General features: G+C 64.9%; 27 protein-coding genes. 10 read left to right on the top strand and 17 right to left on the bottom strand.

Annotated elements, in window-relative coordinates; genetic code table 11:
- Positions 1-9: 9 nt before the first annotated feature.
- From B9Z03_RS12110 to B9Z03_RS12090, 5 genes are all read right to left on the bottom strand, one after another.
- The gene (locus B9Z03_RS12110) at positions 10-759 is read right to left on the bottom strand and encodes a F0F1 ATP synthase subunit A (RefSeq protein WP_085464431.1); all 750 of its coding nucleotides are present in this window, start codon (positions 757-759) and stop codon (positions 10-12) included.
- 35 nt (positions 760-794) lie between these two features.
- A complete protein-coding gene (locus tag B9Z03_RS12105; protein ID WP_085464430.1) occupies positions 795-1,196 on the bottom strand; it encodes an AtpZ/AtpI family protein in 402 nt (133 codons plus the stop codon).
- Between the two features lie 234 nt (positions 1,197-1,430).
- Positions 1,431-2,585 (bottom strand): cell wall hydrolase, encoded by a 1,155-nt coding sequence (locus B9Z03_RS12100; protein WP_244561727.1) that lies wholly within the window; start codon positions 2,583-2,585, stop codon positions 1,431-1,433.
- A gap of 362 nt (positions 2,586-2,947) precedes the next feature.
- A complete protein-coding gene (gene der, locus B9Z03_RS12095; protein WP_085464429.1) occupies positions 2,948-4,381 on the bottom strand; it encodes a ribosome biogenesis GTPase Der in 1,434 nt (477 codons plus the stop codon).
- Positions 4,382-4,388: 7 nt separating this feature from the next.
- Positions 4,389-5,054: a tetratricopeptide repeat protein gene (locus tag B9Z03_RS12090; RefSeq protein ID WP_085464428.1), complete on the bottom strand. Its 666-nt coding sequence runs from the start codon at positions 5,052-5,054 to the stop codon at positions 4,389-4,391.
- A gap of 587 nt (positions 5,055-5,641) precedes the next feature.
- On the opposite strand from B9Z03_RS12090, the gene B9Z03_RS12085 reads away from it, so the two are divergent.
- Positions 5,642-6,100: a hypothetical protein gene (locus B9Z03_RS12085; RefSeq protein WP_139832247.1), complete on the top strand. Its 459-nt coding sequence runs from the start codon at positions 5,642-5,644 to the stop codon at positions 6,098-6,100.
- Between the two features lie 494 nt (positions 6,101-6,594).
- On the top strand, positions 6,595-7,563 hold the full coding sequence (locus B9Z03_RS12080; RefSeq protein WP_244561726.1) for a polysaccharide deacetylase family protein: 969 nt from the start codon (positions 6,595-6,597) through the stop codon (positions 7,561-7,563).
- Here B9Z03_RS12080 and sbmA read toward each other — a convergent pair whose 3' ends face one another.
- Positions 7,564-8,841: a peptide antibiotic transporter SbmA gene (gene sbmA, locus B9Z03_RS12075; RefSeq protein ID WP_085464425.1), complete on the bottom strand. Its 1,278-nt coding sequence runs from the start codon at positions 8,839-8,841 to the stop codon at positions 7,564-7,566.
- Between the two features lie 113 nt (positions 8,842-8,954).
- The gene (locus tag B9Z03_RS12070) at positions 8,955-10,121 is read right to left on the bottom strand and encodes a YbfB/YjiJ family MFS transporter (protein WP_085464424.1); all 1,167 of its coding nucleotides are present in this window, start codon (positions 10,119-10,121) and stop codon (positions 8,955-8,957) included.
- Between the two features lie 27 nt (positions 10,122-10,148).
- On the opposite strand from B9Z03_RS12070, the gene B9Z03_RS29400 reads away from it, so the two are divergent.
- The 3 genes from B9Z03_RS29400 (at position 10,149) to B9Z03_RS12060 (ending at position 12,607) form a co-directional block, all read left to right on the top strand.
- Positions 10,149-10,334 (top strand): hypothetical protein, encoded by a 186-nt coding sequence (locus B9Z03_RS29400; protein ID WP_139832246.1) that lies wholly within the window; start codon positions 10,149-10,151, stop codon positions 10,332-10,334.
- Between the two features lie 82 nt (positions 10,335-10,416).
- Positions 10,417-11,667, top strand: a complete 1,251-nt coding sequence (locus B9Z03_RS12065; RefSeq protein WP_085464423.1) for an aminopeptidase — start codon at positions 10,417-10,419, stop codon at positions 11,665-11,667.
- Positions 11,668-11,713: 46 nt separating this feature from the next.
- A complete protein-coding gene (locus B9Z03_RS12060; protein ID WP_085464422.1) occupies positions 11,714-12,607 on the top strand; it encodes a crotonase/enoyl-CoA hydratase family protein in 894 nt (297 codons plus the stop codon).
- Between the two features lie 27 nt (positions 12,608-12,634).
- Here the strand turns inward: B9Z03_RS12060 and B9Z03_RS12055 are convergent, their stop codons facing one another.
- The 5 genes from B9Z03_RS12055 to B9Z03_RS12035 are packed head-to-tail and all read right to left on the bottom strand — an operon-like array spanning position 12,635 to position 15,139.
- Positions 12,635-12,856 carry a type II toxin-antitoxin system HicB family antitoxin gene (locus B9Z03_RS12055; protein WP_085464421.1) on the bottom strand — a complete coding sequence of 74 codons (222 nt, stop codon included), beginning with the start codon at positions 12,854-12,856 and terminating at the stop codon, positions 12,635-12,637.
- Positions 12,849-13,103, bottom strand: coding sequence for a type II toxin-antitoxin system HicA family toxin (locus B9Z03_RS12050; protein WP_085464420.1), 255 nt, complete (start codon positions 13,101-13,103; stop codon positions 12,849-12,851). The genes B9Z03_RS12055 and B9Z03_RS12050 overlap by 8 nt, the downstream gene beginning before the upstream one ends.
- A 9-nt stretch (positions 13,104-13,112) precedes the next feature.
- Complete coding sequence (locus tag B9Z03_RS12045) at positions 13,113-13,454, bottom strand: Spx/MgsR family RNA polymerase-binding regulatory protein (RefSeq protein ID WP_085467620.1); 342 nt, start codon at positions 13,452-13,454, stop codon at positions 13,113-13,115.
- An 11-nt stretch (positions 13,455-13,465) separates the two neighbouring features.
- The gene (locus B9Z03_RS12040) at positions 13,466-14,581 is read right to left on the bottom strand and encodes an aminotransferase (protein WP_085464419.1); all 1,116 of its coding nucleotides are present in this window, start codon (positions 14,579-14,581) and stop codon (positions 13,466-13,468) included.
- A gap of 54 nt (positions 14,582-14,635) precedes the next feature.
- Complete coding sequence (locus B9Z03_RS12035) at positions 14,636-15,139, bottom strand: pyridoxamine 5'-phosphate oxidase family protein (RefSeq protein WP_085464418.1); 504 nt, start codon at positions 15,137-15,139, stop codon at positions 14,636-14,638.
- 272 nt (positions 15,140-15,411) lie between these two features.
- Here B9Z03_RS12035 and B9Z03_RS12030 point away from each other — a divergent pair, with 272 nt between their 5' ends.
- Positions 15,412-15,750, top strand: a complete 339-nt coding sequence (locus B9Z03_RS12030; protein ID WP_085467619.1) for an ArsR/SmtB family transcription factor — start codon at positions 15,412-15,414, stop codon at positions 15,748-15,750.
- Positions 15,747-16,226 (top strand): SRPBCC family protein, encoded by a 480-nt coding sequence (locus tag B9Z03_RS12025; RefSeq protein ID WP_085464417.1) that lies wholly within the window; start codon positions 15,747-15,749, stop codon positions 16,224-16,226. The genes B9Z03_RS12030 and B9Z03_RS12025 overlap by 4 nt, the downstream gene beginning before the upstream one ends.
- Before the next feature lie 4 nt (positions 16,227-16,230).
- On the opposite strand, the gene B9Z03_RS12020 is transcribed toward B9Z03_RS12025, so the two are convergent.
- The 4 genes from B9Z03_RS12020 to B9Z03_RS12005 all read right to left on the bottom strand — a co-directional run bounded on the left by B9Z03_RS12020 (position 16,231) and on the right by B9Z03_RS12005 (position 19,496).
- On the bottom strand, positions 16,231-17,325 hold the full coding sequence (locus tag B9Z03_RS12020) for an Acg family FMN-binding oxidoreductase (RefSeq protein WP_085464416.1): 1,095 nt from the start codon (positions 17,323-17,325) through the stop codon (positions 16,231-16,233).
- An 83-nt stretch (positions 17,326-17,408) separates the two neighbouring features.
- Positions 17,409-17,813: a host attachment family protein gene (locus B9Z03_RS12015; protein WP_085464415.1), complete on the bottom strand. Its 405-nt coding sequence runs from the start codon at positions 17,811-17,813 to the stop codon at positions 17,409-17,411.
- Between the two features lie 108 nt (positions 17,814-17,921).
- Positions 17,922-18,527 carry a 2'-5' RNA ligase family protein gene (locus tag B9Z03_RS12010; protein ID WP_176247503.1) on the bottom strand — a complete coding sequence of 202 codons (606 nt, stop codon included), beginning with the start codon at positions 18,525-18,527 and terminating at the stop codon, positions 17,922-17,924.
- Positions 18,528-18,659: 132 nt separating this feature from the next.
- Positions 18,660-19,496, bottom strand: a complete 837-nt coding sequence (locus B9Z03_RS12005; protein WP_280174853.1) for an amino acid ABC transporter substrate-binding protein — start codon at positions 19,494-19,496, stop codon at positions 18,660-18,662.
- Positions 19,497-19,606: 110 nt separating this feature from the next.
- Here B9Z03_RS12005 and B9Z03_RS12000 point away from each other — a divergent pair, with 110 nt between their 5' ends.
- Positions 19,607-21,757: a PP2C family protein-serine/threonine phosphatase gene (locus B9Z03_RS12000; protein WP_085464412.1), complete on the top strand. Its 2,151-nt coding sequence runs from the start codon at positions 19,607-19,609 to the stop codon at positions 21,755-21,757.
- Here B9Z03_RS12000 and B9Z03_RS11995 read toward each other — a convergent pair whose 3' ends face one another.
- Complete coding sequence (locus B9Z03_RS11995) at positions 21,758-22,084, bottom strand: STAS domain-containing protein (protein WP_085464411.1); 327 nt, start codon at positions 22,082-22,084, stop codon at positions 21,758-21,760. It abuts the gene before it with no gap.
- Positions 22,085-22,583: 499 nt separating this feature from the next.
- On the opposite strand from B9Z03_RS11995, the gene B9Z03_RS11990 reads away from it, so the two are divergent.
- Positions 22,584-23,216, top strand: coding sequence for a carbonic anhydrase (locus B9Z03_RS11990; protein ID WP_085464410.1), 633 nt, complete (start codon positions 22,584-22,586; stop codon positions 23,214-23,216).
- Entirely contained in the window at positions 23,171-24,964 is a 1,794-nt protein-coding gene (locus B9Z03_RS11985; RefSeq protein ID WP_139832245.1) for a solute carrier family 23 protein, read from the top strand. The genes B9Z03_RS11990 and B9Z03_RS11985 overlap by 46 nt, the downstream gene beginning before the upstream one ends.
- The last annotated feature ends 4 nt before the right edge of the window (positions 24,965-24,968 follow it).

The raw sequence follows: 24,968 nt of genomic DNA, 5'->3' as shown, positions 1-24,968 counted from the left end.
TCCCGGTCCTTAGTGTCCCGGATGGATGGCGTCGTTGAGATACATGCAGGTCAGCACCGCGAAGACGTAGGCCTGCAGGAAGGCGACGAGGAATTCGAGGCCGGTCAGCGCCACTGTCATGGCGAGCGGCAACACGGCGCCGGCAACGCCCGCGGCACCCATCGCCGACAGCGAGGTCACGAAGCCCGCGAACACCTTCAGCGTGATGTGACCGGCCAGCATGTTGGCGAAGAGACGAACCGAGAGGCTGATCGGACGCGACAGGAACGAGATCACCTCGATCGCCACGACCAGCGGCACCAGGATGCCGGGCACCCCGTGCGGCACGAACAGCTTCAGGAAGCCGAAGCCGTGCTTGTAGAAGCCGTAACCCACCACCGTCAGGATCACCAGCATCGCCAGCGCGAAGGTCACGATGATGTGGCTCGTGAAGGTGAAGAAGTAGGGGAACATGCCGAACAGGTTCGCCACGAGGATGAACATGAACAGCGAGAAGACGAGCGGGAAAAACCTCATGCCAGCCGTGCCGGCGGCGTCGCGCAGCATGTTGGCGATGAACTCGTAGGACATTTCCGAGATCGACTGCATGCGGCTCGGGATCAGGCCGCGGCTCGACGTCGTGAGGTAAAGGAAGCCGGCGGCGCCGACGGCGGTCGCGACCATGAACAGCGAGGAATTTGTGAACGAGAAGTTCATGCCGGCGATGTCGATCGGCACGATCTCGTTGATCACGAATTGGTGGATGGGATCGTTTGCCACCTTTGCCCTCGTCCTTCGTGCGCCGGATGGCGCTTTTACTTGTCTTTCGACCCGTCGCCGTCCGGCTTCCGGATCTTGTGCTCGGCGATAAGACCCGCCGAACGAAGAATGTTCAACACCCCGGCGCCGAAGCCGAGGAACAGAAAGACGATCAGCCCCCAGGGGGACGTCCCCGCCAATCTGTCGACGATCCAGCCGATCGCCGCTCCGACGACCACGCCGGCGATGAACTCGCTCGACAGACGCAGTGCGTAGCCCATTCCGGACAACCCACCGGTCCGCGTCGCGGGATCGTCGGGCTTCCTTTCGGGTCGCCGCGCTGCGATCGCCGCCTCGAGGTCGCGCATACGCTTGTCGAGATCGCCTTCACGGTGCCCCGTGGGTGGAAGTCCTGGCCCGGAGCCACCGGTTTCGACTGGCCTTTTCGGTCCGGCCACCGCAACCTCCCCGTCCGGCCTGCCACACCCCGCAGCCCGCTTTAAAGTCGGCCGCAACATAGTTAGGGGCCTCCCCCCAGTCAAGCCGGGGAAGCGATTGGTTGTGTATGTATTTTATTGAGGAAAATCAGCCACTTGATCCGGTGCGACAAACCGCCCGGAGCATTTGCGGAAACGCATGTGCCGAATCCGCGCCACGGCGGCGGCACACGGACGCCTCATTCGAGGCGCCGGTCAGCTCCAGCCGCCGCCATAGGTGCGGTAGAAGATGTGCAGGCCGATCTTCTTCATCTTCTCCATCGAGCGCGCCCACCGCGGGCTGACGTACTGCGCATAGTAATGCGTCGAGGAGCCCACTTCCTCGATGAAGATCTTGCCTGCGGTGACCGCCATGGCGATCTCCTCGGCGGTCTTGTAGGCGGCGGGGCTGAGCACGCGATCCGGGATGCCGTCGCAGGCGAAGGAGAACTGGCAGCGGTTGCGCCAGTTGGAGTTCTGGTAGACCACGCCGCACACCGTGCCCGGATAGGTGGGGTTGCGGACGCGGTTGAGCACCACCTGGGCGACTGCGGCCTGGCCGCGCAGGCTCTCGCCGCGCGCCTCGAAATAGATCGCGGTCGCAAGGCATTTCTGCTCGGCCGAGGTGAAGACGTGCGCCGGCAGCGGCTCCTTCATCCAGGCATGGTCGCCCGGCGCCAGCGGCGGCACGAAGCGCCCGGCATTGGGGTCCTCCTCCTTCAGGAGGCTCGCGAAGGGCGAGGCCTTCGCATAGTCCGGCTTGGCGGGCGCATAGGCGGTGGCGAGGATGTCGGCCTTGTCGTTGGTGATGAGCGAGGCGAGCATCGCCGGCACGCCGGGATCCTTCCTCTTCTCCTGGCGCACGTAGAAGGCGCTGGCGATCTGGATTTCCTTGCCCTTGATCTCAGGCTTGACGAAGGCCATCGCCTGCGTGCCGCCGACGACGGGACGCAGCCAGCTCTGGCGCTCGAACACCGAGCCGGCATTGAAAGCCTTGGGCGGAGCGACCGGGGCGACCTTGAGGATGCGGCCCTGCTTGTCGGCGCGGTGGATGCGCGCCTCGTCTGGTGTGTCGCTTGCTTCCGTCTTGCCGCTGAAGGCGACGGCGCCGAGCTCTGCGGTGCGCACGCCCGCCCCCGAGATCGTGCCGGTCGGCATCGCATCGACGAACTTCATCTCGCCCTGGTGGACGGAGCCCGCGACCGCGCGCTCGACGAAGGCGCCCCAGCGGGCAGCCCCCGAATCGCCGCCCGAGATCAGGCTGGTCATGTCCTGCTTGGCCGCGATGGTCGGAAAGCCGAGCCACAGCGCAAGACCGACAAGGATGGGGGACGTCAGATTGCGTTGGCCCACGAGCGGCGAACGACGCACAGAAACCTTCCGACGAAGCACAAGCACTCTCCAGGACGCGACATCACACAACTTGAGGGCCAAGGTGATGCATTAACCTTGATGGGCGGTTAACAGCCGCGTCGGGACGGCAATGTGGCGGGCGGCAAGCGCAAATGTGGCTGGCTCTGCGACGTTTTGGTTTGAGCGTCGCGGCCGTGCCGTATCGACGAGGATGGGATGCAGTTGGCGCTTCGCTCTACGCCGCGTCATCCTTGGGCTTGTCCCAAGGATCTACCTGCATGCGAGAACTTGCACGGCAACATCCACTCGCCGACCTCGGCAGATCCTCGGGGCAAGCCCGAGGATGACGACCGAGTAATGCAGCCGCCAGCCTTTTCGACTCAGTTCTTCTTCTTCGCCCGGCCCGCAAACGGGTTGTCCGTCTCGCGCAGCACCATGCGCACCGGCACGCCGCGAATGCTGAACGTCTCGCGCAAACCATTGATCAGATAGCGCAAATAGGATTGCGGGAAGGCATCCGACCGGGTGACGGACAACACGAAGCCCGGCGGGCGCGTCTTCGCCTGGGTGATGTATTTTATCTTCAGCCGCCGTCCGGCGATGGCCGGCGGCGGGTGGTGCGCCAGAACGCCCTCCAGCCAACGGTTAAGACGGCCGGTCGAGATGCGGATGTTCCAGGTCTCGTGCGTGGCCATCACGGCCTGCATCAGCTTGTCGAGCCCGCGGCCGGTCTCGGCCGACACCGGCACCGCCTGGATGCCGCGCACCTGCGGCAAAAGCCGCTCGGTCTTCTCGCGCAGTTCGGCCAGCGTCTGCTGCGGGGTTTCGATCAGGTCCCACTTGTTGAAGGCGATCACGGGCGCCCTGCCCTCGCGCACGATCAGGTCGGCCAGTTGCAGGTCCTGCTTCTCGAACGGGATCGTCGCGTCGAGCACGATGATCACGACCTCGGCGAAGCGGATGGCGCGCAGGCCGTCCTGCACCGACAGCACTTCGAGCTTCTCCTGCACCTTCGCCTTGCGGCGCATGCCGGCCGTGTCGAACATCTTGAGCTTGCGCCCGGCATATTCCCATTCGACCGAGATCGAATCGCGGGTGATGCCGGCTTCCGGGCCGGTCAACAGCCGCTCCTCGCCGATCAGCGCGTTGATCAGCGTCGACTTGCCGGCGTTCGGGCGGCCGATGACGGCGATGCGCATCGGCTTGGTCGGGTCGTAGGCAGGGATTTCCTCCGCGTCCGGGTCGGCGATGTCCTCGCCGATCAGCGGCGCATCGTCGAGCGGATCGAGTTCCTCCTCGTCCTCGCCCAGCGCGCGCTCCTCGCCGAGCGCCGCGATCACCGCGTCGCGCAGGTCGGGCAGGCCCAGCCCATGCTCGGCCGAGATCGGCACCGGCTCGCCGAGGCCGAGTTCCCAGCCTTCCAGCATGCCCCCTTCGGCGCCGCGCGCCTCGGCCTTGTTGGCGACGAGGATCACCGGCTTGCCCGAGCGGCGGGCGACGTCGGCGAAGGTGCGGTCGTCGGGCGTCACGCCCGCCTTCGAATCGATGACGAAGAAGATCAGGTCGGCCTCTTCGAGCGCCTTCTCGGTGCCGGCCGTCATCCGCCCCGCGAGCGAGGACCGGTCGGCGACCTCCAGGCCGGCCGTGTCGATCACGTCGAAATAGAGGTCGTAGAGCTTGGCTTCGTGGCGGCGGCGGTCGCGCGTCACGCCCGGCGTGTCGTCGACCAGTGCCAGCCGCTTGCCGACGAGGCGGTTGAACAGCGTCGACTTGCCGACATTGGGACGGCCGACAATGGCGACGGTGTAGCTCATGGGCGCGTCAGGACGCGGAACCCGAACTGCGGATCAGCTCGGACATCAGTGTGGCGCGCTCGCGGTTGTTGCGCGGGGCGGCGGAATCGGCGGCGATCTGGTCGAACAGGGTCAGCGCGTCGGCGAACTTGCCGTCCTTCCAGGCGACGAGCGCCAGCGCCTCGCGGGCCGAGTGGCGCAGCGGATTGGTCTCGGCGGTCAGCGCCTCGACGCGCGAGGCGACGTCCGCCTGCGTGCCGTGGTCGACCAGGATCAGCGCCGCGCGCAGCCGCGCCATGTCGCGGATCGAGCCGGGGATCGAGCCGTCGGCGGCCACCTCGTCGAACTGCTTCACCGCGCCGTCGAAATCGCCCTTGTCGGCGAGCACCGTGGCGGCGCGCATGCGCGCAAGCAGCGGATAGGCGCCGTAGCCATCGGCCTCCAGCGCCTCGAGCGCTGCGATCGCTTCGTCGTTCTTGCCTGCGTTGGCGAGCGACAGCGCCTGCGAGAACCGGTCTCCCGACGCATTGGCCGTCTGCGTGCGCCAGTAGTCGTAGCCGACCCAGGCCGCCGTGCCGAGGACCACGAGGACGGCGGCGCCGATCAGCATCGGTCCGAAACGGTCCCAGATCGCCTTCGCCTGTTCCTGGCGGATCTCTTCGTTGACTTCGCGGATGAAACTGTCGTCGGACATCTGCCTACCGTGGCTTCAAGGCGCGCTGCCGCGCGTTCAGAGCGGCCTTATTAGCCGAAAATCGCTGCTATGGAAGGGCAACGGGGAAATTATGGCGCCGACACACCGCCTCGCGCGGCAAACCCGCCGGCCGGCAAGACCGCGGGAAGGCGATGCCCGCCGCGGACAAGCCTCTGCCCAGCGCCGACGTCCCATCCACCACCTTCGGCGGTCCCGTGTCACACCAGCGCCCCCTCCACCACACTGCGTGTGGTCCCCCTCCCCCGTGAACGGGGGAGGATCAGGTGCCTCGGCGCCTTGCGCACGCATCCGTCATCACACGCATCCGTCATCAAAGGAACAAGAAGCGACGGTCGAGCGCGCGGATCCTCCCCCGTTTACGGGGGAGGGGGACCACGCGAAGCGTGGTGGAGGGGGCGCGGCGAGCCTACGTCTGACGAAGCACGGATCAGCCTTCCGGTGGATCGATTTTCGCTCCCTCTCCGCTAACCCCTTGTCCCGCTTGGAGATTCTCACAGCCGAAACTTTTTTCATCCCCACCCCTGCCGACATGCCCGACACTATGTCCGGTCAAACGGGAGCCGGTGATGGGCTGGAGGGCGAAGGCAGGGAGGGAACAGGCTGAGATGACGAGGATCGTCATGCGCCTGTTCTCGATCGCCGACATGGCCGAACAGGCTGCTGGCCGCTCGTTCTGGGTCCGCTGGTGTGTGCTCTGGGCCGCCTGGCAGGCGAATGCGCTGCTGAGCGCCTATGTCGAAGGCACGCTCCGGAGCTTCGCCCGCAGACCCTGGACGCCCGTCCCGATGCCGGCCGGCTTCGGCAGCACTCCCTTCGATGCGGAGGACCTTGCCGATTCGCTCAGGGCATTCGGGCTCTACATGCGGGCCATAGCGGCGCATCTGTGCCGTCTGTCGTTCCTGCATCGGGGGCAAGCCTCCGACGAGGCGGGGAATGAGGGCGGCGCGATCGATAGGCTCGGCGCGTTCATCGAAAGACTTGCAACAGCTGCCTCGGTCCCGGTCGAGCTGTTCGACACGTCCTGAGACGCGTCCTTCTCCCCTTCTCGCAGTGTCATCGCAGATGAGATCGGCCTTCCCGTGTACGGGGAGGACAATCGCGCGCGCCGTCATTCCGGGGCCGCGCAGCGGAACCCGGAACCCAGAGCGCCGGGCTAGCAGGCAGTTCATCGACCGTCGCGACCACGTCGGAGCGCAGATCGGGATAATGCACCAGCGTTGGCGCGCTGGATTCCGGGCTCCGCTACGCGGACCCGGAATGACGGCGGTGAGGGGCAGTGCCCAGCCTTCGAAAGCTCGCGCCGCCCCTCATCCGCCCTTCGGGCACCCTTAGTTCCCTATACGGAGAGAGAAGCCGGGCGAAGCACGATGAAGAGGACTGACGCGAGTCTGAACAGGGTCTCCTCCCGCTCTCCGCCATTAACCATGCCGGCGGATCGCCATGCGCCTTCCGCGCCGCCGCCACATTCTGCGGCTACCGACCGCACGACGAAAAGTGCGGGTCGGGTATGAAATCAGCAGTGCGTTCCTGTGTCTCGGCCTTCGCGCTCTCCCTCGCGACCGCGGCCGCGGCAGGCCCCTCCCCGCAATATGTCATCATCTCTTTCGACGGCGCGAAGGACAACGCGCTATGGGAGCGCAGCCTGAAGCTCGCGGACGAGACGGGCGCGCGCTTCACCTACTTCCTGTCCTGCGTCTACTTCATCCCGACCGAGGCGAAGGCGGGCTACCAAGCGCCCGGCAAGCGCGCCGGCCGCTCCAATGTCGGCTTCGGCGACACGGCCGCCGACGTCCAGGCGCGGCTCGGCCATGTGTGGGCGGCCTACCAGTCGGGCCACGACATCGCCAGCCATGCCTGCGGCCATTTCGACGGCAAGGACTGGTCGCAGGCCGACTGGGCGGCGGAGTTCAGGACGTTCCGGACGGTGATGGAAAAGGCCTGGACCGCGAGCGGCGCGGTCGCCCCGGCCGGCTGGGACGACTTCGTCCGGCATGGCTTCAAGGGTTTCCGCGTGCCCTATCTCTCGACCTCGCCCGGCCTCGCGACCGCTCTCGCCGAGGCCGGTTTCGCCTACGATGCGAGCGGCGTGTCGCGCGGGCCGCAGGCGCCGCTGCGGCGCGGCCCACTCGCCGAGTTCTCCTTGCCGATGATCCCCGAGGGGCCGAAGGCCCGGCGCATCATCGCGATGGACTACAATCTCTTCGTGCGCCATTCCGGCGGTTTCGAACGCGCTGGTCAGGCCGAGGAGTTCGCCGAGCGCACCTACCAGGCCTTCAAGGGCGCCTTCGAGGCGGAGCTTGCCGGTGCGCGCACGCCGCTGCAGATCGGCTTCCACTTCCAGCCTATGAACGGCGGCGCCTACTGGACCGCGCTGGAACGCTTCGCACGCGAGGTCTGCGTCAGGCCGGACGTGGCCTGCGCGTCCTACGCGGACTGGCTGCGCGCCAATCCGCAACGCCCGGCCGACACGGCCACGGCCGGCGGCTGATCAGGAGGCGGGCTGGTCCTCGGGCTTCACGCCTGCCGCCTGGCGTTCAAGATAGCGGCGGTCGATCTCCGGAAGTTCCTCGCCGGACAAGGTGGCCTCGAAGGCGCGCAGGCGCTTGTGGACCGAGAGGAGCTCGACGATCGTCGACCACGAGCTGACCAGGAACTGGATCGAGTTCGTCACCCGGCCGAATGCGTTGTTCACCTGGTTCATCAGGCCGAGCGTGATCGTCCCCGCCACGAGAGCCGGCCCCATGATCAGGAACGAGACGATGTTGTCGGCCTGGAGATAAGTGTAGCGGACCACGTTGAAATAGACGTAGTGGGCATAAAGGCGGAAGTAGTTGCGCCTGACATTGTCGAACAGCTCTTTCGCCACGGGCGGCTGGGCGCGGTCGGCGTGGTCTTCGCCGTAGACGAGTTCCTTCCGGTAGGCGGCCTCCACCCGCTGATTGCGGAACTGCAGGCCCGGCAGCTTGATACCGGCCAACATCACCGCGACCGTGCCGAAAAGGCACCACGCGATTGCGGCGACCACGAGCGGATTCGAGATCTCGCCGAAAACGGGCACTGCCTTCACATGCTGCTGGAGCGCGATCAGCACGGGGAGAAAGGCGATCAGGGTCATGATCGACTGCACCATGCTGGTGCCCAGATCCTCCATGATCTGGGCAAACCGCATGGTATCCTCCTGGACACGCTGCGACGCGCCCTCGATGTGGCGCAGCCGAGGCCAATAGTCCATGAAGTAGTCGTTCATCGCCGTGCGCCAGCGAAACACCCAATGGCTGACGATGAAGGCGTTGACCACGCTGACGTTCATGCCGATGAGGGCGAGCCACGCGAAGGTCGCCGTGCCGGCGTAGAATTCCTGATTGGTCGACTGGACCGACTTGGACATCAGGCCCTGGACGTAGTCGAAGAACGGCCCATACCAGTTGTTGACCGCGACCGAGACCTGCACCGAGAAATAGATCAGGAACAGGATGAGCCCGGAGACGAGGATCGACCAGTTCTGCCAGGGATGAGGCGAAAAGATGCGCCAGAAGGCATAGAAGAGCATCACCCCGGCTGCGTAGTAAACGTAGAACCAGAGAAAAGGCTTCGACCAGAACACGCTGATGCCGATGATCGGCGCCGCGTCGGGAGCGGCCGGCGGCAGGCCTACATAGGATCCGAGATCCGCGCCGCCGTTGAACCAGAACAGTACGAGCAGGAGACTCCACACCGCCGCCGAAATGAAAAACAGCTTCGGCTTGGGAAAGAATGAGACGAACACGGGCGGGAAATCCTTGTGACTGCGGATTCGGTGGCCGCATCAAGTCACAAGAATGCGGCGATTGGAATGGCCGCAATCATTACGTTTTGGTCACGCGTGAAGCGTTCTCCCCGTCACCTGACGCCGGTGCGGCGCCCGGCATCCCAGGCGAGGAAGGCGCAGGCGACGAGCACCAGTGCCGCCACGGCCGACGGCCAGGCATAGGAGCCGGTCATGTCCGCAAGGTAGCCGGCGACGATGGGGCCGAGGATCTGGCCGACGCCGAAGGCCGCCGTCATCATCGCCAGCGCCTTGCGCGGCGAGGCGTCTGCGAGCCGGCGGGCGATCTGCAGGCCGATGGCCGTCACAGCGACGAAAGTGCCACCGAGCAGCACCGCTGCAATCAGTGGCCCGGCATAGCCGCCGATCGCCACGCTGGCGATCACGCCTATCGCCTCGACGAGCATGCCGACGGCATAGGCGGTGGTCGCGCCAAAGCGGGCGGCCGCAGCGTTCCATATCCAGGTTGAGGCGATGATCGACAGGCCGGTGACCAGCCAGACCACGGATTCGAACAGGCGCCCGCCCTCGCCCGCCCGCACGATGGCGACGAGGAAGGTGGCGGTGACGACATAGCCGAAACCGAACAGGCCGTAGGACAGGATCATCCGCCGCAGCGCCGGGCTTTTCGGCAGCGGCGGCTCCCGCCCCGCCTCGGCCGCGGCGACGGGGCCGTCTGGCACGAGAAGGAGGACAGCCACGAAGCTGAGCGCAGACAGGACCGCGGCGGAGATCCAGCCCGCCTGCCAGGGCGCATGCCACAGCACCATCGCGCCGCTGACGATCGCGGAAACGGCAATGCCGACCCCGACGCCGCCGAAATGCAGCGCCTGAAGCTCGGTCCGACCGGCCCGGGCGAGATGGCCGAAGACGATCGTCGCGAGGAAGACGAGCATGAACGCACTCGCCATGCCGGCCAGGAAGCGGATCGCCATGAAGGCGAAGAGATTGTCGGTGAGCGCCATCAGCGCTGCGAGCACGGCGGTGCCGCCGACGCCGACCAGCATCAGCGGGCGTTCGCGACCCTGTGCCCAGCCGCCGGCGGCGAGCACTGCGGCGACGAGATAGCCGAGGAAGTTGGCCGACGCGATCAGGCCCGCATCCGACGCCGACTGGCCGAGCTCCTCCATCATGCCGGGGAGTAGCGGCGTGTAGATGAAACGGCCGATGCCCATGCCGGCGGCCATGCCGATCATGCCGCCGAGGGCGTAGCGATAGGGCGAGACGGAGGAGGTCGGCATCGACGCGCAACCTAGCTGGAGACGCGCGTGTTGCAACGCAAAAGCGCTGGTCCAGAGCGCATGGCGGCCGTGCGGTGGGGAACGATTTCAGGCGAAGGCAGTTGGAAAACCGGAATACCACCACATGGAGAGACTTACATGAACGGCATCATCTACCTTATCGGCCTGGTCGTGGTCGTGCTCGCGGTGCTGTCCTTCTTCGGACTGGGCTGACCGACGAGGCACATTTCACCCTTGCGAACGGGACCGAGACGTCGCACATCCGGGTGACCGATCCCCAGCCAGGATGTGCGACATGGACTATCCCTACAATCACGCCATCATCGATCCCGCCCACCTCGACCGCCTCGCCGAAGTCGCCGTGAAGGTGGGCCTGAGGCTGGAGCCGGGCCAGGATCTGGTGATGACCGCGCCGGTGTCCGCGCTGCCGCTGGTGCGGCGCATCGTCGACCACGCCTACAAGGCGGGCGCAGGACTGGTGACGCCGTTCCTCTCCGACGAGGAGATCACGCTGTCGCGCTACCGCAATGGCCCGGACGAAAGCTTCGACCGGGCGTCGAGCTGGCTCTACGAGGGCATGGCGAAGGCTTTTGCCGGCAATGCGGCGCGGCTCGCCATCGTCGGCGACAACCCTATGCTGCTGTCGGGCGAGGACCCGGCCAGGGTCGCCCGCGCCAACAAGGCGAACTCGATCGCCTACCAGCCGGCTTTGGAGAAGATCGCCGGCTTCGACATCAACTGGAACATCGTCGCCTATCCGGGTCCGAGCTGGGCCAAGCTCGTCTTCCCGCAGGACAACGAGGAAATGGCGGTGGCCAAGCTCGCCCATGCGATCTTCGCGGCGAGCCGGGTCGACCGCGACGATCCGGTGGCCGAATGGAAGGCGCACAACGCCCAGCTCGCCGAACGCACGGCCTGGCTTAACGGCCGGAACTTCTCCGCGCTGCATTTCAAGGGACCGGGAACGGATCTCGTCGTCGGGCTGGCTGACGGGCACGAATGGCAGGGCGGCGCCTCGACGGCGAAGAACGGCATCACCTGCAACCCGAACATCCCGACCGAGGAGGTGTTCACCACCCCGCATGCGCGTCGCGTGTCGGGCACCGCGCGCTCGACCAAGCCCCTGTCGCACCAGGGCACGCTGATCGAGAACATCGAGGTGCGCTTCGAAGATGGGCGCATCGTCGAGGCCAAGGCCTCGCGCGGCGAGGACGTGCTCAGGAAAGTGCTGGAGACGGACGAAGGCGCGTCGCGGCTCGGCGAAGTGGCGCTGGTACCGCACTCCTCGCCGATCTCGAAAAGCGGGCTCCTGTTCTACAACACATTGTTCGACGAGAACGCCGCCTGCCACATCGCGCTGGGCCAGTGCTACTCGAAGTGCTTTGTCGGCGGCGCGAACCTTTCGGCGGAAGAGATCGCGGCACGTGGCGGCAACAAGAGTTTCATCCACATCGACTGGATGATCGGCTCGGACGAGATCGACATCGACGGCGTGCACGCCGACGGCCGCCGCGAGCCGGTGTTCCGCAAGGGCGAGTGGGCCTGAGGAGACGCCCGAACGTCTTTTTGCATCCGCTTTGGGAGGAGCGCAGATGACATTCGAGACAATCGCCTATTCGACGGACGGGCCGGTCGCAACGATCACGCTGAACCGGCCCGACGAGCTCAACACGATCGTGCCGCCGATGCCCGACGAGATCGAGCGGGCGATCGGGCTGGCGATCCGCGATGCGGCGGTAAAAGTCATCATCCTGCGCGGCGCGGGGCGCTCCTTCTGCGCCGGGTTCAACTTCGGCGGCGGCTTCCACCACTGGGACCAGTATTTCACCACCGACGGAGAGTGGGACGCCGGCAAGGACTTCGCCTTCTCGACCGCGCAGGAGCTTGCGCCGACGCAGAAGTTCATGGCGATCTGGCGCTCGCCGAAACCGGTGATCGCGCAGGTGCACGGCTGGTGCGTCGGCGGCGGCTCGGACTATGCGCTCTGCGCCGACATCGTCATCGCCAGCGAGGACGCGCGGATCGGCACGCCCTATTCGCGCATGTGGGGCGCGTATCTCTCCGGCATGTGGCTCTACCGGCTGGGGCTGACCAGGGCCAAGGAATATGCGTTGACCGGCAAGCCGCTGTCGGGCCGCGAGGCAGCCGATGTCGGTCTGATCAACCGGGCGGTTCCATTCGCGCAACTGGAGGACACGGTGCGTGAGACCGCCCGGCAGCTTGCCTCGATTCCGCTGTCGCAGCTCTCGGCGATGAAGCTGGTGGTGAATCACGCCTATGAGAACATGGGTCTCTCATCGACGCAGACGCTCGGGCCCATTCTCGACGGTCTGATGCGCAACACGCCGGAGGCCAAGGCGTTCATCGACAAGGCCGGCCGCGAGGGCGTGCGCGCGGTGATCGAGGCGAGGGACGGCCCCTTCGGCGACTACAGCCAGGCACCGAAGGACGAGCAGCCCGATCCGAACAACGTGATCAGGCTTTGAGAGGCGTGGCGTAAAGGAAGAGCGGAGCTACTCGGCGGCAGGCAGCGCCTGTCGAAACAATGGCTCAGGCAGCGGCATGCCATTTGCCTTGGCCGCCTCGATCCACGCAGCCATCGCGACCCGCAGCTCGCTCACCGCCTCCTCCGGCGTCGCACCGAAGGCCGAGCAGGACTTGAGGTCCGGCGCATCGGCTATCCAGGCCTTGTCTGCACCCGACCAGAAGACCGCGATGGCATAGTCTTCATTCATCTCGGATCCGCTCCAACTGGAATTCTTCAATCATATCCCGAACCTGGCGGACTTGATAGCGTTTGGCATCCTTTCCGTCAGGTTGAATACTCACAGGCCGTGTGACCTGCGGATGGACATAGATGTGGTGGCTGCCACCTGTGCGATCCAGACGAAATCCGAAAAGTTCGAGTATCGCCTGTAGTTCCCCGAACGAAAGCGCCGACCCGGAGCGCAGTTTTCGGATCAGCTTCTCCGTTCTGGACATCGCCTAGCCCTACTTCCCCGTGGCGGCCGCGTAGGCGTCGGCCTTGAAGCCGAAGAGCAGGGTCTTGCCGGTGTCGAGCACCGGGCGCTTGATGAGGTTGGTCTCGGCGAGGATCATGGCGCGGGCCTTCTTTGCGTCGACGCTCTCCTTCTCGGCCTCGGGCAGTTCCTTGAACGTGGTGGAGTTGCGGTTGAACACAGCCTCCCACCCGGCCCGCTTGAACCAGTCGTCCACCACCTTCGGGTCGAGCTTGTCGACACGATAATCAAAGAAGCTGTGTTCGACGCCATGGTCGTCGAGCCATTTGCGCGCCGACTTGACGGTGCTGCAGGATTTGAAGCCGTAGAGCATGGCAGCCAAGATCAAAGTCCTTTCAGGAATGTCGAGATTCGCGCAAGTCCCTCGCGCAGGATGTCCGGGGCGTTGGCGTAGCCGATGCGGACGTGTCCGTCCATGTCGAAGGCGGAGCCTGGGACAAGGAGCACGCCGGTCCCTTCGAGCAGGCGCGAGCAGAACTCGACCGAGGACATGTCGAGGCCGTATTGGAGCAAGGCAGTGGTGCCGGAGCGCGGCCTGACCCAGGAGATCAGCGGTTCGGCAGCAACCCAGTCCGACAGGATGGCAAGGTTGCCACGGGTGATGTCGCGGCTGCGCGCCAGGACGCGGTCGCGCGCCTCCAACGCAAGCGCGGCGAGATGGTCGTCGATCATCGACACGCTGATCGTGTTGTAGTCGCGATGGATCATCGCGGCGGAGAGCACCTCCGTCGGAGCAACGATCCAGCCGAGCCTCAGGCCTGCCAGCGCATAAGCCTTGGACATGGAGCCGGTCGAGATGCCCTTCTCGTAAAGGTCGGCAACAGAAGCGGTGAAGCCGTCGCCCTCCTGATCGACGCCGCGATAGACCTCGTCGGCGAGCAGCCATGCGCCTGCGCCGCGCGCGATCGCGACGATCTCCTCCAGCGTCGAACGGTCGATCAGCGCGCCGGTCGGATTGTTCGGGTTGGTCAGCGCGATGAGCTTGGCACCCCGCGCGAGTTCGCGCAGGCGCTCGAGATCGGGCAGGAAACCGTCCGCCGCGCGCAGCCAGAGCGGCCGCACCTCGGCCCCGAGGCTCTCGGGGATCGAATAGTGCTGCTGATAGGTCGGCAGGACCGACACGACGACGTCACCCGGCCCGACCAGCGCCTGATAGACCAGCGCGTTCGCGCCGACGGCGCCGTGGGTGACGCGCACATCGGAGGCAGATTTCGTTTCGTAGAGAGAGGCAATCGCCGCGCGAAGCCGCTCCGAACCTTCGATGGCGCCGTAGGTGAGCCTCATCGGCAGGAGATCGTCGAGGACGGAATTGCCCTTGCCGACAAGGTCGAGCAGTTCCTGCACGGTGAGCGAGGCGACGCAGGTTTCCGCGAGGTTCCACTCGCACTGCGTCTCGTGCGCATTCATCCACGTCTCGACGGCGAATTCCCTGATATGCATGCGGCCACCTCCGACGTGCGAAGGTGGCCGAGCGGTGCTCCAATGTCGAGGGCGCTACATCGCGACCTTGGCGTGGTCGCCGAGTTTCGGCTTGGCGCCAGTGACCGCTGCGGTGAGCATCTTGATGCCCGAGATCACCTTGCCGGGGCTGTCCCAGATCTCGGCATCGTCGGGGACGAAGCTGACGAGGCGGATGCGCGGATCATCCTCCGAATCCCACCACATCTTGTTGGCGTCGGACCAGAATTCCTTGATCCTTGCGCGGTCGTTCGACACGCTCGCTTTGCCCGTCATCGTGACGAACTTGTACGAGCCCGGGTCCGCAAAGGAGAGCGTCGACACCGGAAAGCGCTCCAGTTCCTCGACCTTGTAGCTTTCCACGTCGGTTAGGAAATAGACCGCCTCCTCGTCGCGCTCGACCTTGGCATCCATCGGACGCGAGTGCAGCTCGCGGCCGTTCCAGGTGTTGAAGTTGCAGATGCCGATCGATTCGGCGAGATCCCAGGCGCGGTCGATCAATTCTGCGGGCGTCTTGTCGGTCTGTTCTTCACGGGCCATTGTCCGTCCTTCCCTAGCGGTTGAGAGATGGTGAAACCGTCTCCCGCAATCTTGGTTCCGGACATCGTGCGCGCCGACGCTTTTCAGCCTGTAGCGGACAGGTCGTGCTCCGGCGCGTCGTGCAGCAGTTTAACACGTGCCTAACTTTCTTAGGAATCCCCACCGACAAACACTTAGGATTTGACCTAAGTGTTTGGATGAGGTATCGAGGCTTCCGCGCACGACAGCGCTGGAGGGCTTCACTCGAGATGCTGCAGGAGCAGACCGCATCGATGCTAGACCCGTCCGCGGTGGACGGCATCTTCCGCGCGCTGGCGGACCCGACGCGCCGCAGCGTCATCGAGCGGCTGAGCGCACGGCAGGCCTCGGTCTCCGAACTCGCGGCTCCCTACAAGATGGCCCTGCCCTCGTTCATGGAACATCTCAGGGTGCTGGAAAACTGCGGCCTCGTGCGGTCGCGCAAGGAAGGCCGCGTGCGCACCTATCAGGTCGCCTCCGAGCAGTTGAAACTCGCGGAAGACTGGCTCGGCAAGCAGCGCACCCTTTGGGAGCGCCGGTTGGACCGGCTCGACAATTATCTTTTGTCCATCAGAGAGGAGAATGCCGAATGACGTCCGTGATCAAGATCGACCCGAAGCTGGACCTTGTGCTGGAACGAGAGATCGACGTTCCCGTCGAACTCGTCTGGAAGGCGTGGACGACGCCAGCCAGCCTGAAGGAATGGTTCGTTCCCAAGCCCTGGTCGATTACCTCGGTCGAGATCGACCTGCGACCCGGCGGTATCTTCGCCTCGACGATGCGCTCGCCCGAAGGCCAGGAGTTCGAGAATATCGGGTGCTACCTCGAGGTCGTTCCGAACCAGCGGCTGGTCTTCACCGACACGCTGCTGCCCGGCTATCGCCCCTCTGCCAAGCCGTTCTTCACGGCGGTCCTCGAACTGATGCCCAACGGCAGCGGCACGCGCTACAAGGCGATCGCCATCCACGGCAACGACGAGACCCGCAAGAGCCATGAGGAAATGGGCTTCCACGACGGCTGGGGCACGGTGGTGACCCAGATGGTGCAGCACATCAAGGCGGGCAAGTAGGCTGCTATGCCAGCACCGCCTCGACTGGCCGGCGCGGCGAATACGGCATCGTTGGCCCGTAGCCGAGCCGCAGCACGAGGTCGGGCCGCCTGCCCGCCTCGCCTGCAAGCGCGGCGAGATCGGGCCTGAACGCGGCCACCTCGACCGGCTGATTGACGAAGGCGTGCCGAAGCCCGAGCGTCGTCGCCGTCAGCAGCATCCGCTGGCAGGCGCGGCCGACCGCGATCCAGTGCTCGCTGTCGGCGCGCTCGGCGAAGAACACGGCGAAGGCCGGCGTCGACGCGGCCTGCCGGGCATAGCGGTCCGCCTCGCCCTTCGGCGTGGCGACGAGCGGAAAGAGGCGTCGGCCGACCGCCCCCGGCAGGGACGGACTGCCGCTCGCGGCGGACAACAACCCGTCGCCCGTGCGCATGGCGTCGCGCGGGTTGAAGCGGATCCACTCCAGCAGTTCGGCCACGAAGGCGGGATCTGTCATCTGGGCGTCGTTGCCCGCGACGATCAGGTCCCGCAGTTTCGCCCGCGCCGTTTCCTCCGTCAGGATGACCAGCCGGACGCCGGGCTCCGCGGCTGCCTTCTCCAGCACTGCCAGATCCGCCGCCGTGACTGGCCGGCCGTCATAGTCGGCGCGTGTGGACTGGCGCAGCGGGATGGCGTCGAACAGCGGATCGGCGTGCGCTGCGCCTTCCGCGAAATCGTAGCGGATCGCGCTGCCGTCACCCGGTGCTGCCAGCAGTTCGCCCGGCCATCCGCCGGCTCGGCCCGCAATCGCGAGGTTCTCCGCCGCGCAGCCCAGACTGACATAGAGATGATGGTCGTCCGGATCGACAACCGGCGTGCGGCGGCTCTCGTCCGGGAAGAGGCCGAAGGTGGTCTGCGTCGCGGCAAACTTCCAGGCCTGCGTGTTGTGGCTGTTGGCGGCCAGCGTCGCATAGCGGACGAGGTTTTTCAGGTCCGGCCGCCCGGAGAGCGGCGCGCGAAGGCCAGCCGCATAGCGCTCGTAGTCGGCGAGCGATCCGGTGGCCCTATTCCAGGCGAAGGCGCCACCGCCGCCGATGACGGCGAGGCCGGCCATTGCCCCGAGAAGATGACGCCTGTTCATGCTGCGATCTCCTTTCGCGGGGTTATGACCGATCCTGACCCGAGCCCCCGATGCCTCGGCGTCGGCGGACTGAAATGACCCGTCTATGCCTTGGCGAGGATCCTCTCGATGTCCTGCCTGTCCTGCGCCGTGAGGTCCTTTGCGAGATCGCCTACGAGCTTCGCGCGCACCGTATCATGAAAATGGCGGCGCAGTTCTCCCAGCGTTCGCGGATCGGCGATGACGAAAAGCGTGCTGATCTCGCCTGAGAGCACCTGGCGATTGAGGTGATCCGCCACCGCGGCCGCGAAATTGTCCTCGGCGAGGCGCGACGTGTCGGGATTGGCGGTCGAACTGTGATGGCGCCCGCCCGAGCCCTGGTTCTCGACGGCGATCGTGGGCTCGGGAAGTTCCAAGAGATCGATCTGCGGTTCGTGGCCCCGGTTTCGGAAGAGGCGAAGCCTCGTGCCGTCGACCACCGCGACGGTCGTTTCGTTGGGTAGGATCATTCGCTTTCTCCCGCATTCTCTCGACCGCCCGCGCACACGCCCGAACGGAGGCCTCATCGGCCTTGCTCCTCCTTTCGGCCACAACGCAGAACAAGACCTTGATCCTCGTCAAGTCGCCGCAAGGGCGTCGATCGGGGGCACGGCGGCACCGTCGGCGAGAGGCCACCGGTCGACTTCGACATGGAGCCCCTCACCCCGATAGCTCTCGACGAGGACGAAGTCGCGAACGACCCAGCCCAGCGGCTCGATCTCGGAAGTGGCGAACGATGCCCCGCGGTCGTGCAGCAGCGTCATGTGGGGCGTGAACCGGCCGTGCTGCGGTGGCAGCGCGTTCCGCAGTCGCGTCGCGAGGTCCTGCCGGAAGGCGTCCGTCGCCAGATTGCCGTTGCCACCCGTCAGGACGATGTTGTTGCCGCCGAAGCGCATGATCCTGTCGAACCGGATTTCGAACGGCGGGCACGAGAAGCCGGCCGCCGCGCTGCACACGCGCTCGACATGGCCGGCCGGCAGCCGCGTCCGCGGACCGAGCGCCAGCAGGGAAACGTGCCGGCGCGCGGGCGCCATCGCCTTGCCGCGCAGGCCGAACCGGCCGCGCCACACCGGCAGGCAGCGATCGACCTCGGCGTTCACGGCCGCATCGGGCCGCAACGCGAAGAAGAGCAGGCGAACCGTCGCGCGAGGCAGCGCCGGCAGGCCGAACGACAGTTGTTCCATTCTGCGAACTCCCGACAGGATCGCGGGCGACAGAATAGAACAAAAAGTGAACATTTCAAGCTTGGCGGCCGTTTGCCCCGCGGTTTTGTCCTGACGAACGTCGATTCACCGCCCGCTCTGCAGTTCCCGATCCTAGCGCGCCCAGACGTTTGCATTCAGCAGATAGTCGCGGGTGGAACGGTCCAGCGGATAGACCAGTCGACCCTCGCGCCCGAACCACTTGTCATAAATCTGCATGTAGTGGCCGCGATAGTCGGCAAGGTCACGCGTCAGCCCGATGATGGTGGCATTGACGAAATCCCGCCATTCGCTGTCGTTTTGCGGCAGCATGCAGGCCATCGTCTCGTTGCCCAGGGGCTCGGTGCGCGGCAGCAGAACGACGCTGCGGTCCGGCTCCAGCTTTCGCGACAGGCCGAGCAGGATGATGCCGATATTGGCGACACCTTGGACCTCGCCGCTTCTGAGCGCCGCGAATGCCTCGTCCATCGACGGGTAGGAGCGCGTCACTATCCCCGGCAATGCTTCTGTCAGGATATCGCCTGTCGTCGTGCCCTCAGCCACGCCGATCGTCATGTCCTTTATTTCCGGTGTGGTCTTCAGCGTATCGCGGAATGCGAGAATACGGGTGCCATCCCTGAAGAAGGGAACCGAGAAGTCCACGAGCTTCTCACGATCCCAAGTCGGCGTCGTGATCTCGCAAACGATATCGAGCGCGCCGGATGCGACCATCTGCACACGATTCGCCGGCGTTACCCGGTTCAGTTCCGTCCGCACCGGCCGCCCGAGACGCGCCTCCACCGCGGCGCGGATTTCCTCTATCAGGTCGACGGAAAAGCCTTCCGGCTTGCCGTCTTCGGCCAGATAGGCAAACGGCACGGCATCCGCTCTTGTACCCGCCCGAAGGACGCCACTTTCGGCAATTTGCGACAGTGTGCCAGCATGAACCGCCTCCGTCTGGGCGGGCCACATCAACGTCCAGGCAATCGCAACCAATGCAAATCTCGCCATATGTGGACCTCTCAACACCCCGGCTGCAAATTCTCTCCAGTTTGGGACACACTCGTTCATAAATTACGTCGATGCTGCTGAGAGGATGCGTCGAAACGCATGAATCGTGTTACCCACAAAATGTTTCTGGCTTTGCAAAAGCCCTATCCGGTCTCGTTCAAGATCAAGGGGATATCTCCTCACCCAGGGGAGCGACGCCTCATGGCTGGCGCCCCTCCGCTCGAACGCAAGCTCGATCTCGCCGCGACATTGGGGACGATCGCCATAAAACGGGAAGAGATCAAAGTGCCCGCCGACGGAGGCGCGGCGTGACCCTGACCCGGCGCCTCATCCTCATGGTCGCCGCCTGCATCACGCTGGCGATCATCACCATCAGCATCGTGTTCGGCTGGCTCGGACGACACGCGCTCATCGAGCAGGCCGAGGCGCAGGCGCAAGCCGTCGCCCGCATTGTCGCCGAAAGCGCCCGCCTCACCGAAATATCGCTGGAGGAGATGCAGTCGGTCCTTGTCGACGATCTGTCCACATTGGCTTTCGCCATTGCCAGCATGCCGGCGCAGGCCAGTCCGGACTTCGGCAATCTGCTCGCGGAAGTCGCTGCACGCGGCAATATCTCCTCCCTTTGGCTGGTCGACAAGGACCTCGCGGTGCTGGCAAGTTCCGTTGGCGACTATGGAGCGGTGGTCAGCGGCGAGAGCCTTCCAGACGGCCTGCCTCGCGCAGCACTGGATGCCTTGACGAGCGGTCGCCGCTTCCGCCTGCCGCTCGGTGGGGCGATCGACGGCGTCCGCTATGTCGGCGTGCGTGTCGACGGCGGACGGGCGCTGATTGCCGGCCAACCAGATGCCGTTCTCGATCCGGTACGCGCGGCCAACAGCCTGCCGGTGCTCCTGGCTGCGCTGATCAATCGGGACGGGATGAGGGCGATACAGGTTTTCGACGACGCCCAGGTATCGATGGCTTCGGTGGGCGACGACATGCCGGAGACAGCCGGCAGGCTCGCGGCGAGGGCGATCGAAGGCACCGCCGCCGACTTCGACTTCGGGCAAGCGCGTCTTCTCGTGGCCGCGCCTATCCGCGATACGGCCGGCATCACCATTGGTGCAACCGTTCTGTCGATGTCGACGCAGCGGCTGGAGGACATGCTGCTCGACTATCTCTATTACGGCATGCTTGCCGCAGGTCTCGTACTTGCGGTCGGCGTCGGCGTCGCCGGACTGTTCGCCGGCCGCATCGCCCGCCCGGTCTCCGCAATGACCGCGGCCGCAAATCAAGTCGACAGTCGCGTCTTTCGCCCGGAAAGCCTGAATCCGCTCGCCCGACGGGCCGATGAACTGGGTACGCTCGCCCGCGTATTCCAGCATATGGCCATCGAGGTGCAGGCTCGTGAGGAACATCTCGAGGCCCAGGTCCGCGCGCGCACAACGGAATTGGAGCAGAAGAACAGACTGCTGGAGGAATCCAAACGCCGGGTCGAGGCGGAACTCGATGCGGCACGCTCGCTTCAGGCCGCAATCCTGCCGCAAGGGCTGCCCGCGCACCCTTCCTATGCGGGCAACGCGACGATGATTCCCGCACGCGAGCTTGGCGGCGACTTCTACGATTTCTTCGCCATCGACGACCGCCATCTGGGTATCGTGATCGCCGATGTTTCGGGCAAGGGTGTGCCGGCGGCGTTTTTCATGGCGATCTCCCGTACCGTGCTGCAATCCAGCGCGCGCGAGAACCGCTCGGCCGGCACCTGCCTCGCGGCGGCGAACACGATGCTGTGCGGTCAGAACCCGATGGACCTGTTCGTAACCACCTTCTACGGCATTCTCGACACGGAAACCGGCACGCTGACCTATGCCAATGGCGGGCACAACCCACCCATGGTCATCCGCCGCCTGGACGGCAGCGTACAGGACCTGCCGCGCACCGGAGGCGTGGCGCTGGGGGTGGCGCCTGGACTTGATTATGCGGAAAAGAGCGTGATGCTGAAGGAGGGTGACACGCTATTTCTCTATACCGACGGCATATCGGAGGCGATGGACGGCGACGGGAGGGAATTCACCGAAGCGCGTCTGCGGAGCGCACTGACCGACGCGCATAGGCTGACCGTCGAACTCGTGCTTGCCGATGTCACGAACGCCGTCGGTAATTTCGTTGGCGCGGCCGAACAGTCGGACGACATTACTTGCCTTGTCATCCGCTACAATGGTCCGCGCAGCAACCAGTCCTGATCAGACGCGCGTCAGTGCCTCGTCGCGATTTTCCGCCACGGCGAGAAGGCTGAGAAAGCCGGAAATCTCGAACACATCCCGGATATGCGGCTGCATGCCAGCTAGAAGGAAGGCGCTGCCCGACTGTTTCAGGCGCTTGGCCACGACGAGAACGACCCGCAAACCCGCGCTTGAAATGTAATCGAGCTTGCTCACATCCAGAACGAAGCCGCCATCGCCCAGCTGATTGAAGAGTTCAGTCTCGACGGTGGAGGAGTTGCTGCTGTCGAGCCGCCCCTGCAAGCTGGCGACGGTCGCATTGCCCACCCTTTCAAACGTGATGCCCATGACGAACCTGCTTCCTGTTGAACCTCGGAAAGGACAATTGTCTCTGAAAGACAAAGTGTCTCTGAATGGTAAATATCCCACTCAAACTGGAAGCGAAGTGTTCCGTTAGGACGACAAAACGTCGATCCGCAGACGAGGGTGGGCAATCGCCGGCCATGGCAGCCCCCTCGGAGCTCGCCGACGATGCGGAAAATTAACGCCGGTGCTCATAGTCTTCTTCAGGTACCGGCGTCGAGCCGGCTTCAAGGCGAGGTGACGAACAGCAGCCATCTCTATCGGCGTGCTGCCGGATTTCCGCTGCACTTCTGAACAAAATCTTCACGTTTTCTCTCCACATTCCATGTCTTGGCTGCAACAGCCGCGGAACCTGCCTCCGCGGCAGGATGGCGGTTCTGTCTACGGGCCTCTCATCCGATGACCGGCACAGGGGACGAATGTGAGCGTAGATCGACCTCCGGGCTGCACCTGCCGCGACATCAGCCACCTGACCGCGGGCATCATGGCATTCAAGGCCAGCCATTACGGGCGTGAACCTGGCCTCATGCAGTCGCTTGTCGAGGATGGCCAGGCGCCGGCAACCCTGATGATCTCGTGTTCCGACAGCCGCGTCGATCCGGCGATCCTGTCGGGCGCGAAACCTGGCGAACTGTTCACAGTGCGCAACGTTGCCAATCTGGTTCCCCCTTATCAGCCGGGTCCGTCGCTGCATGGCACGGGCGCGGCGATCGAATATGCGGTCCGCGACCTCGGGGTCGACCACATCGTCGTGATGGGCCATGCTCATTGCGGGGGCATCAAGGCGCTGATCAACGGCGCTGGCGGGCAGCGCATGGCGCGCGACTTCATCAACGACTGGGTCGAAATCGCCCTCGATGCCTGCAGGCTGCACGTCAATGACCCCAAGACCCAGGGCGGGCGACGCGAAGTCTCGCTGGATCTGCTGCGGGAAAACGCCTTCTTGGTGGAGCGGGCGGCCATCGCCGGATCTCTCAAGAACCTGCTGACCTATCCGTGGCTGCGCGAACGCGTGGATGCCGGAACGTTGCAATTGCACGGTTGGTGGTTCGACCTCGAGACAGGAGATCTGTGGCAGACCAGGGCGGGCGAGAGCACCCTGTTTCCTGTGAGTTAAACGTCCAACCGACCGACCAGCCCGGAAGACTGTCGATGCGCCGTCCGGACACTCTCCTCTATTGGATAGACGAAGTGCCGCCTGCGCGCTTCGCGCTCGGTCTGGCGCTGCAGCAGGCCGCCTTCCTCGGCGCCTTGATGGCCGTGCCCGCCCTGTTTGCCCGCACCACAGGCATGGATCACGCCCAATTCCTCAATCTCGCGGCCTGCGGCCTGATCTATTCGGCAGCGGCATTGCTTCTCCAGTCGCTGGGTCGCTTCGGGATCGGGGCCGGAATGTTTCTTCCGGTCCAAAGCACAACCTCCGTATTGCCGATCCTTGCCCTCGCCACGACGACATCAGGCCTTGGCGGAGGCTTCGGCATGTTTGCGATCTGCGGCCTATCGATGATCATCTTCAGTTTCATCCTGCCACGCCTGAAGGCGATCTTCACCGTGGAGGTGGCTGGCCTTGCCATGCTGCTGATCGGTTCCGGCATTGGCGTCATCGGCTTGAAGCTGATTTTTTCAGTAGCTGACGGGGCTGCGCCCTCCCCCCAGCGCATCGGCATCGCGGCAGCGACGCTGGCGGTGATGGTCATCTGCAATGTCTGGGTAAAGGGCAGTCTTCGCCTGTTCGCCACCCTCACGGGGCTGGGAGTCGGACTGGTTCTCAGTTTTGCGGCCGGCATCGTGCTGCCTTCCGATCTCGCGGTATTCGACAGCGCCAGCTTCTTTCGCCTGCCCTCCCTGCAGCAGTTCGGCTGGCAGTTCGACCCGGACTTGCTGGTACCGGCCATCGTCACCGGCTTCTCGCTATCGTTGACCTCCATGGGCGTGCAGATTGCGGCGCAACGCTTCAACGACGCCGACTTCTCGCGACCGGATTTCGAGTCCATCGGCCGCGGCGTGCGCGCCGAGGGGCTGGCGCAGATATTCGCCTCCGCCATCAATGCGCTGCCGATGGTCGCCAGCGGCGGCGCGGCGAGCCTGGCGCTCGCGTCCGGGTGTACCAGCCGCCATCTCGCCGTATGGACCGCGGGCTTGCTGGTCGTGATCGCCCTCTGCCCCAAGATCATCGTCGCGTGGATGATCCTGCCTCCCGAAGTGCTCGGCGCACTTTTCCTGTTTCTCTCATCTTTCGCCACGATCGGCGGCATCCAGATGATCGGCTTGCGGATGCTGGACAACCGCCGCACGCTGGCCATCGGCATACCGCTGCTTGTCTTCCTGACCTATGACGGCATCCGGGAAAGCCTGGACAAGATGCTCCCGGTCGCCCGCTATATCGATTTTTCCCAGTTCGCGCTTGTGCTGACTTTGGCGGTCACCCTCCAGTCCATTTTCCGCATCGGCATCGGCCGCCGCACCCGCAGGGTCTTCACGGTGGCCTCGACGCATTTCGAGGAAATGATCGAATTCATCGAAAGCCAGGGCCGCATCTGGGGGGCACGTCACGAGTCGGTCAGACGAGCCGAACTCGCCTCCTGGCAGACCTTCGAACTGTTGATGGACAACCACTTGCTCGCCGACGACTGCGAGGCGATCGAGATCGAAACCAAGCTGAACGAGCACAACCTGACGATCTTCGTTCGCTACAAGGGGACACTGCCGGAACTCTCCAACCGCCGCCCCAGCGCGGAAGAGATGATCGAGGATGTCGATGCCCCGCGCCACATGGCCGGCTATCTGATCGGTCGCCTTGCCGACGGCGTCCGGACGCGAACGGTGAGCAACCGAGCCGAGCTGCGCCTGACATTCAAGGATTGAAGAG

The organism is Mesorhizobium australicum (assembly GCF_900177325.1).
Taxonomy (GTDB): domain Bacteria; phylum Pseudomonadota; class Alphaproteobacteria; order Rhizobiales; family Rhizobiaceae; genus Mesorhizobium_A; species Mesorhizobium_A australicum_A.
Note: the sequence above shows the minus strand (reverse complement) of the source record. Positions and strands in the feature narration are given on the sequence as shown.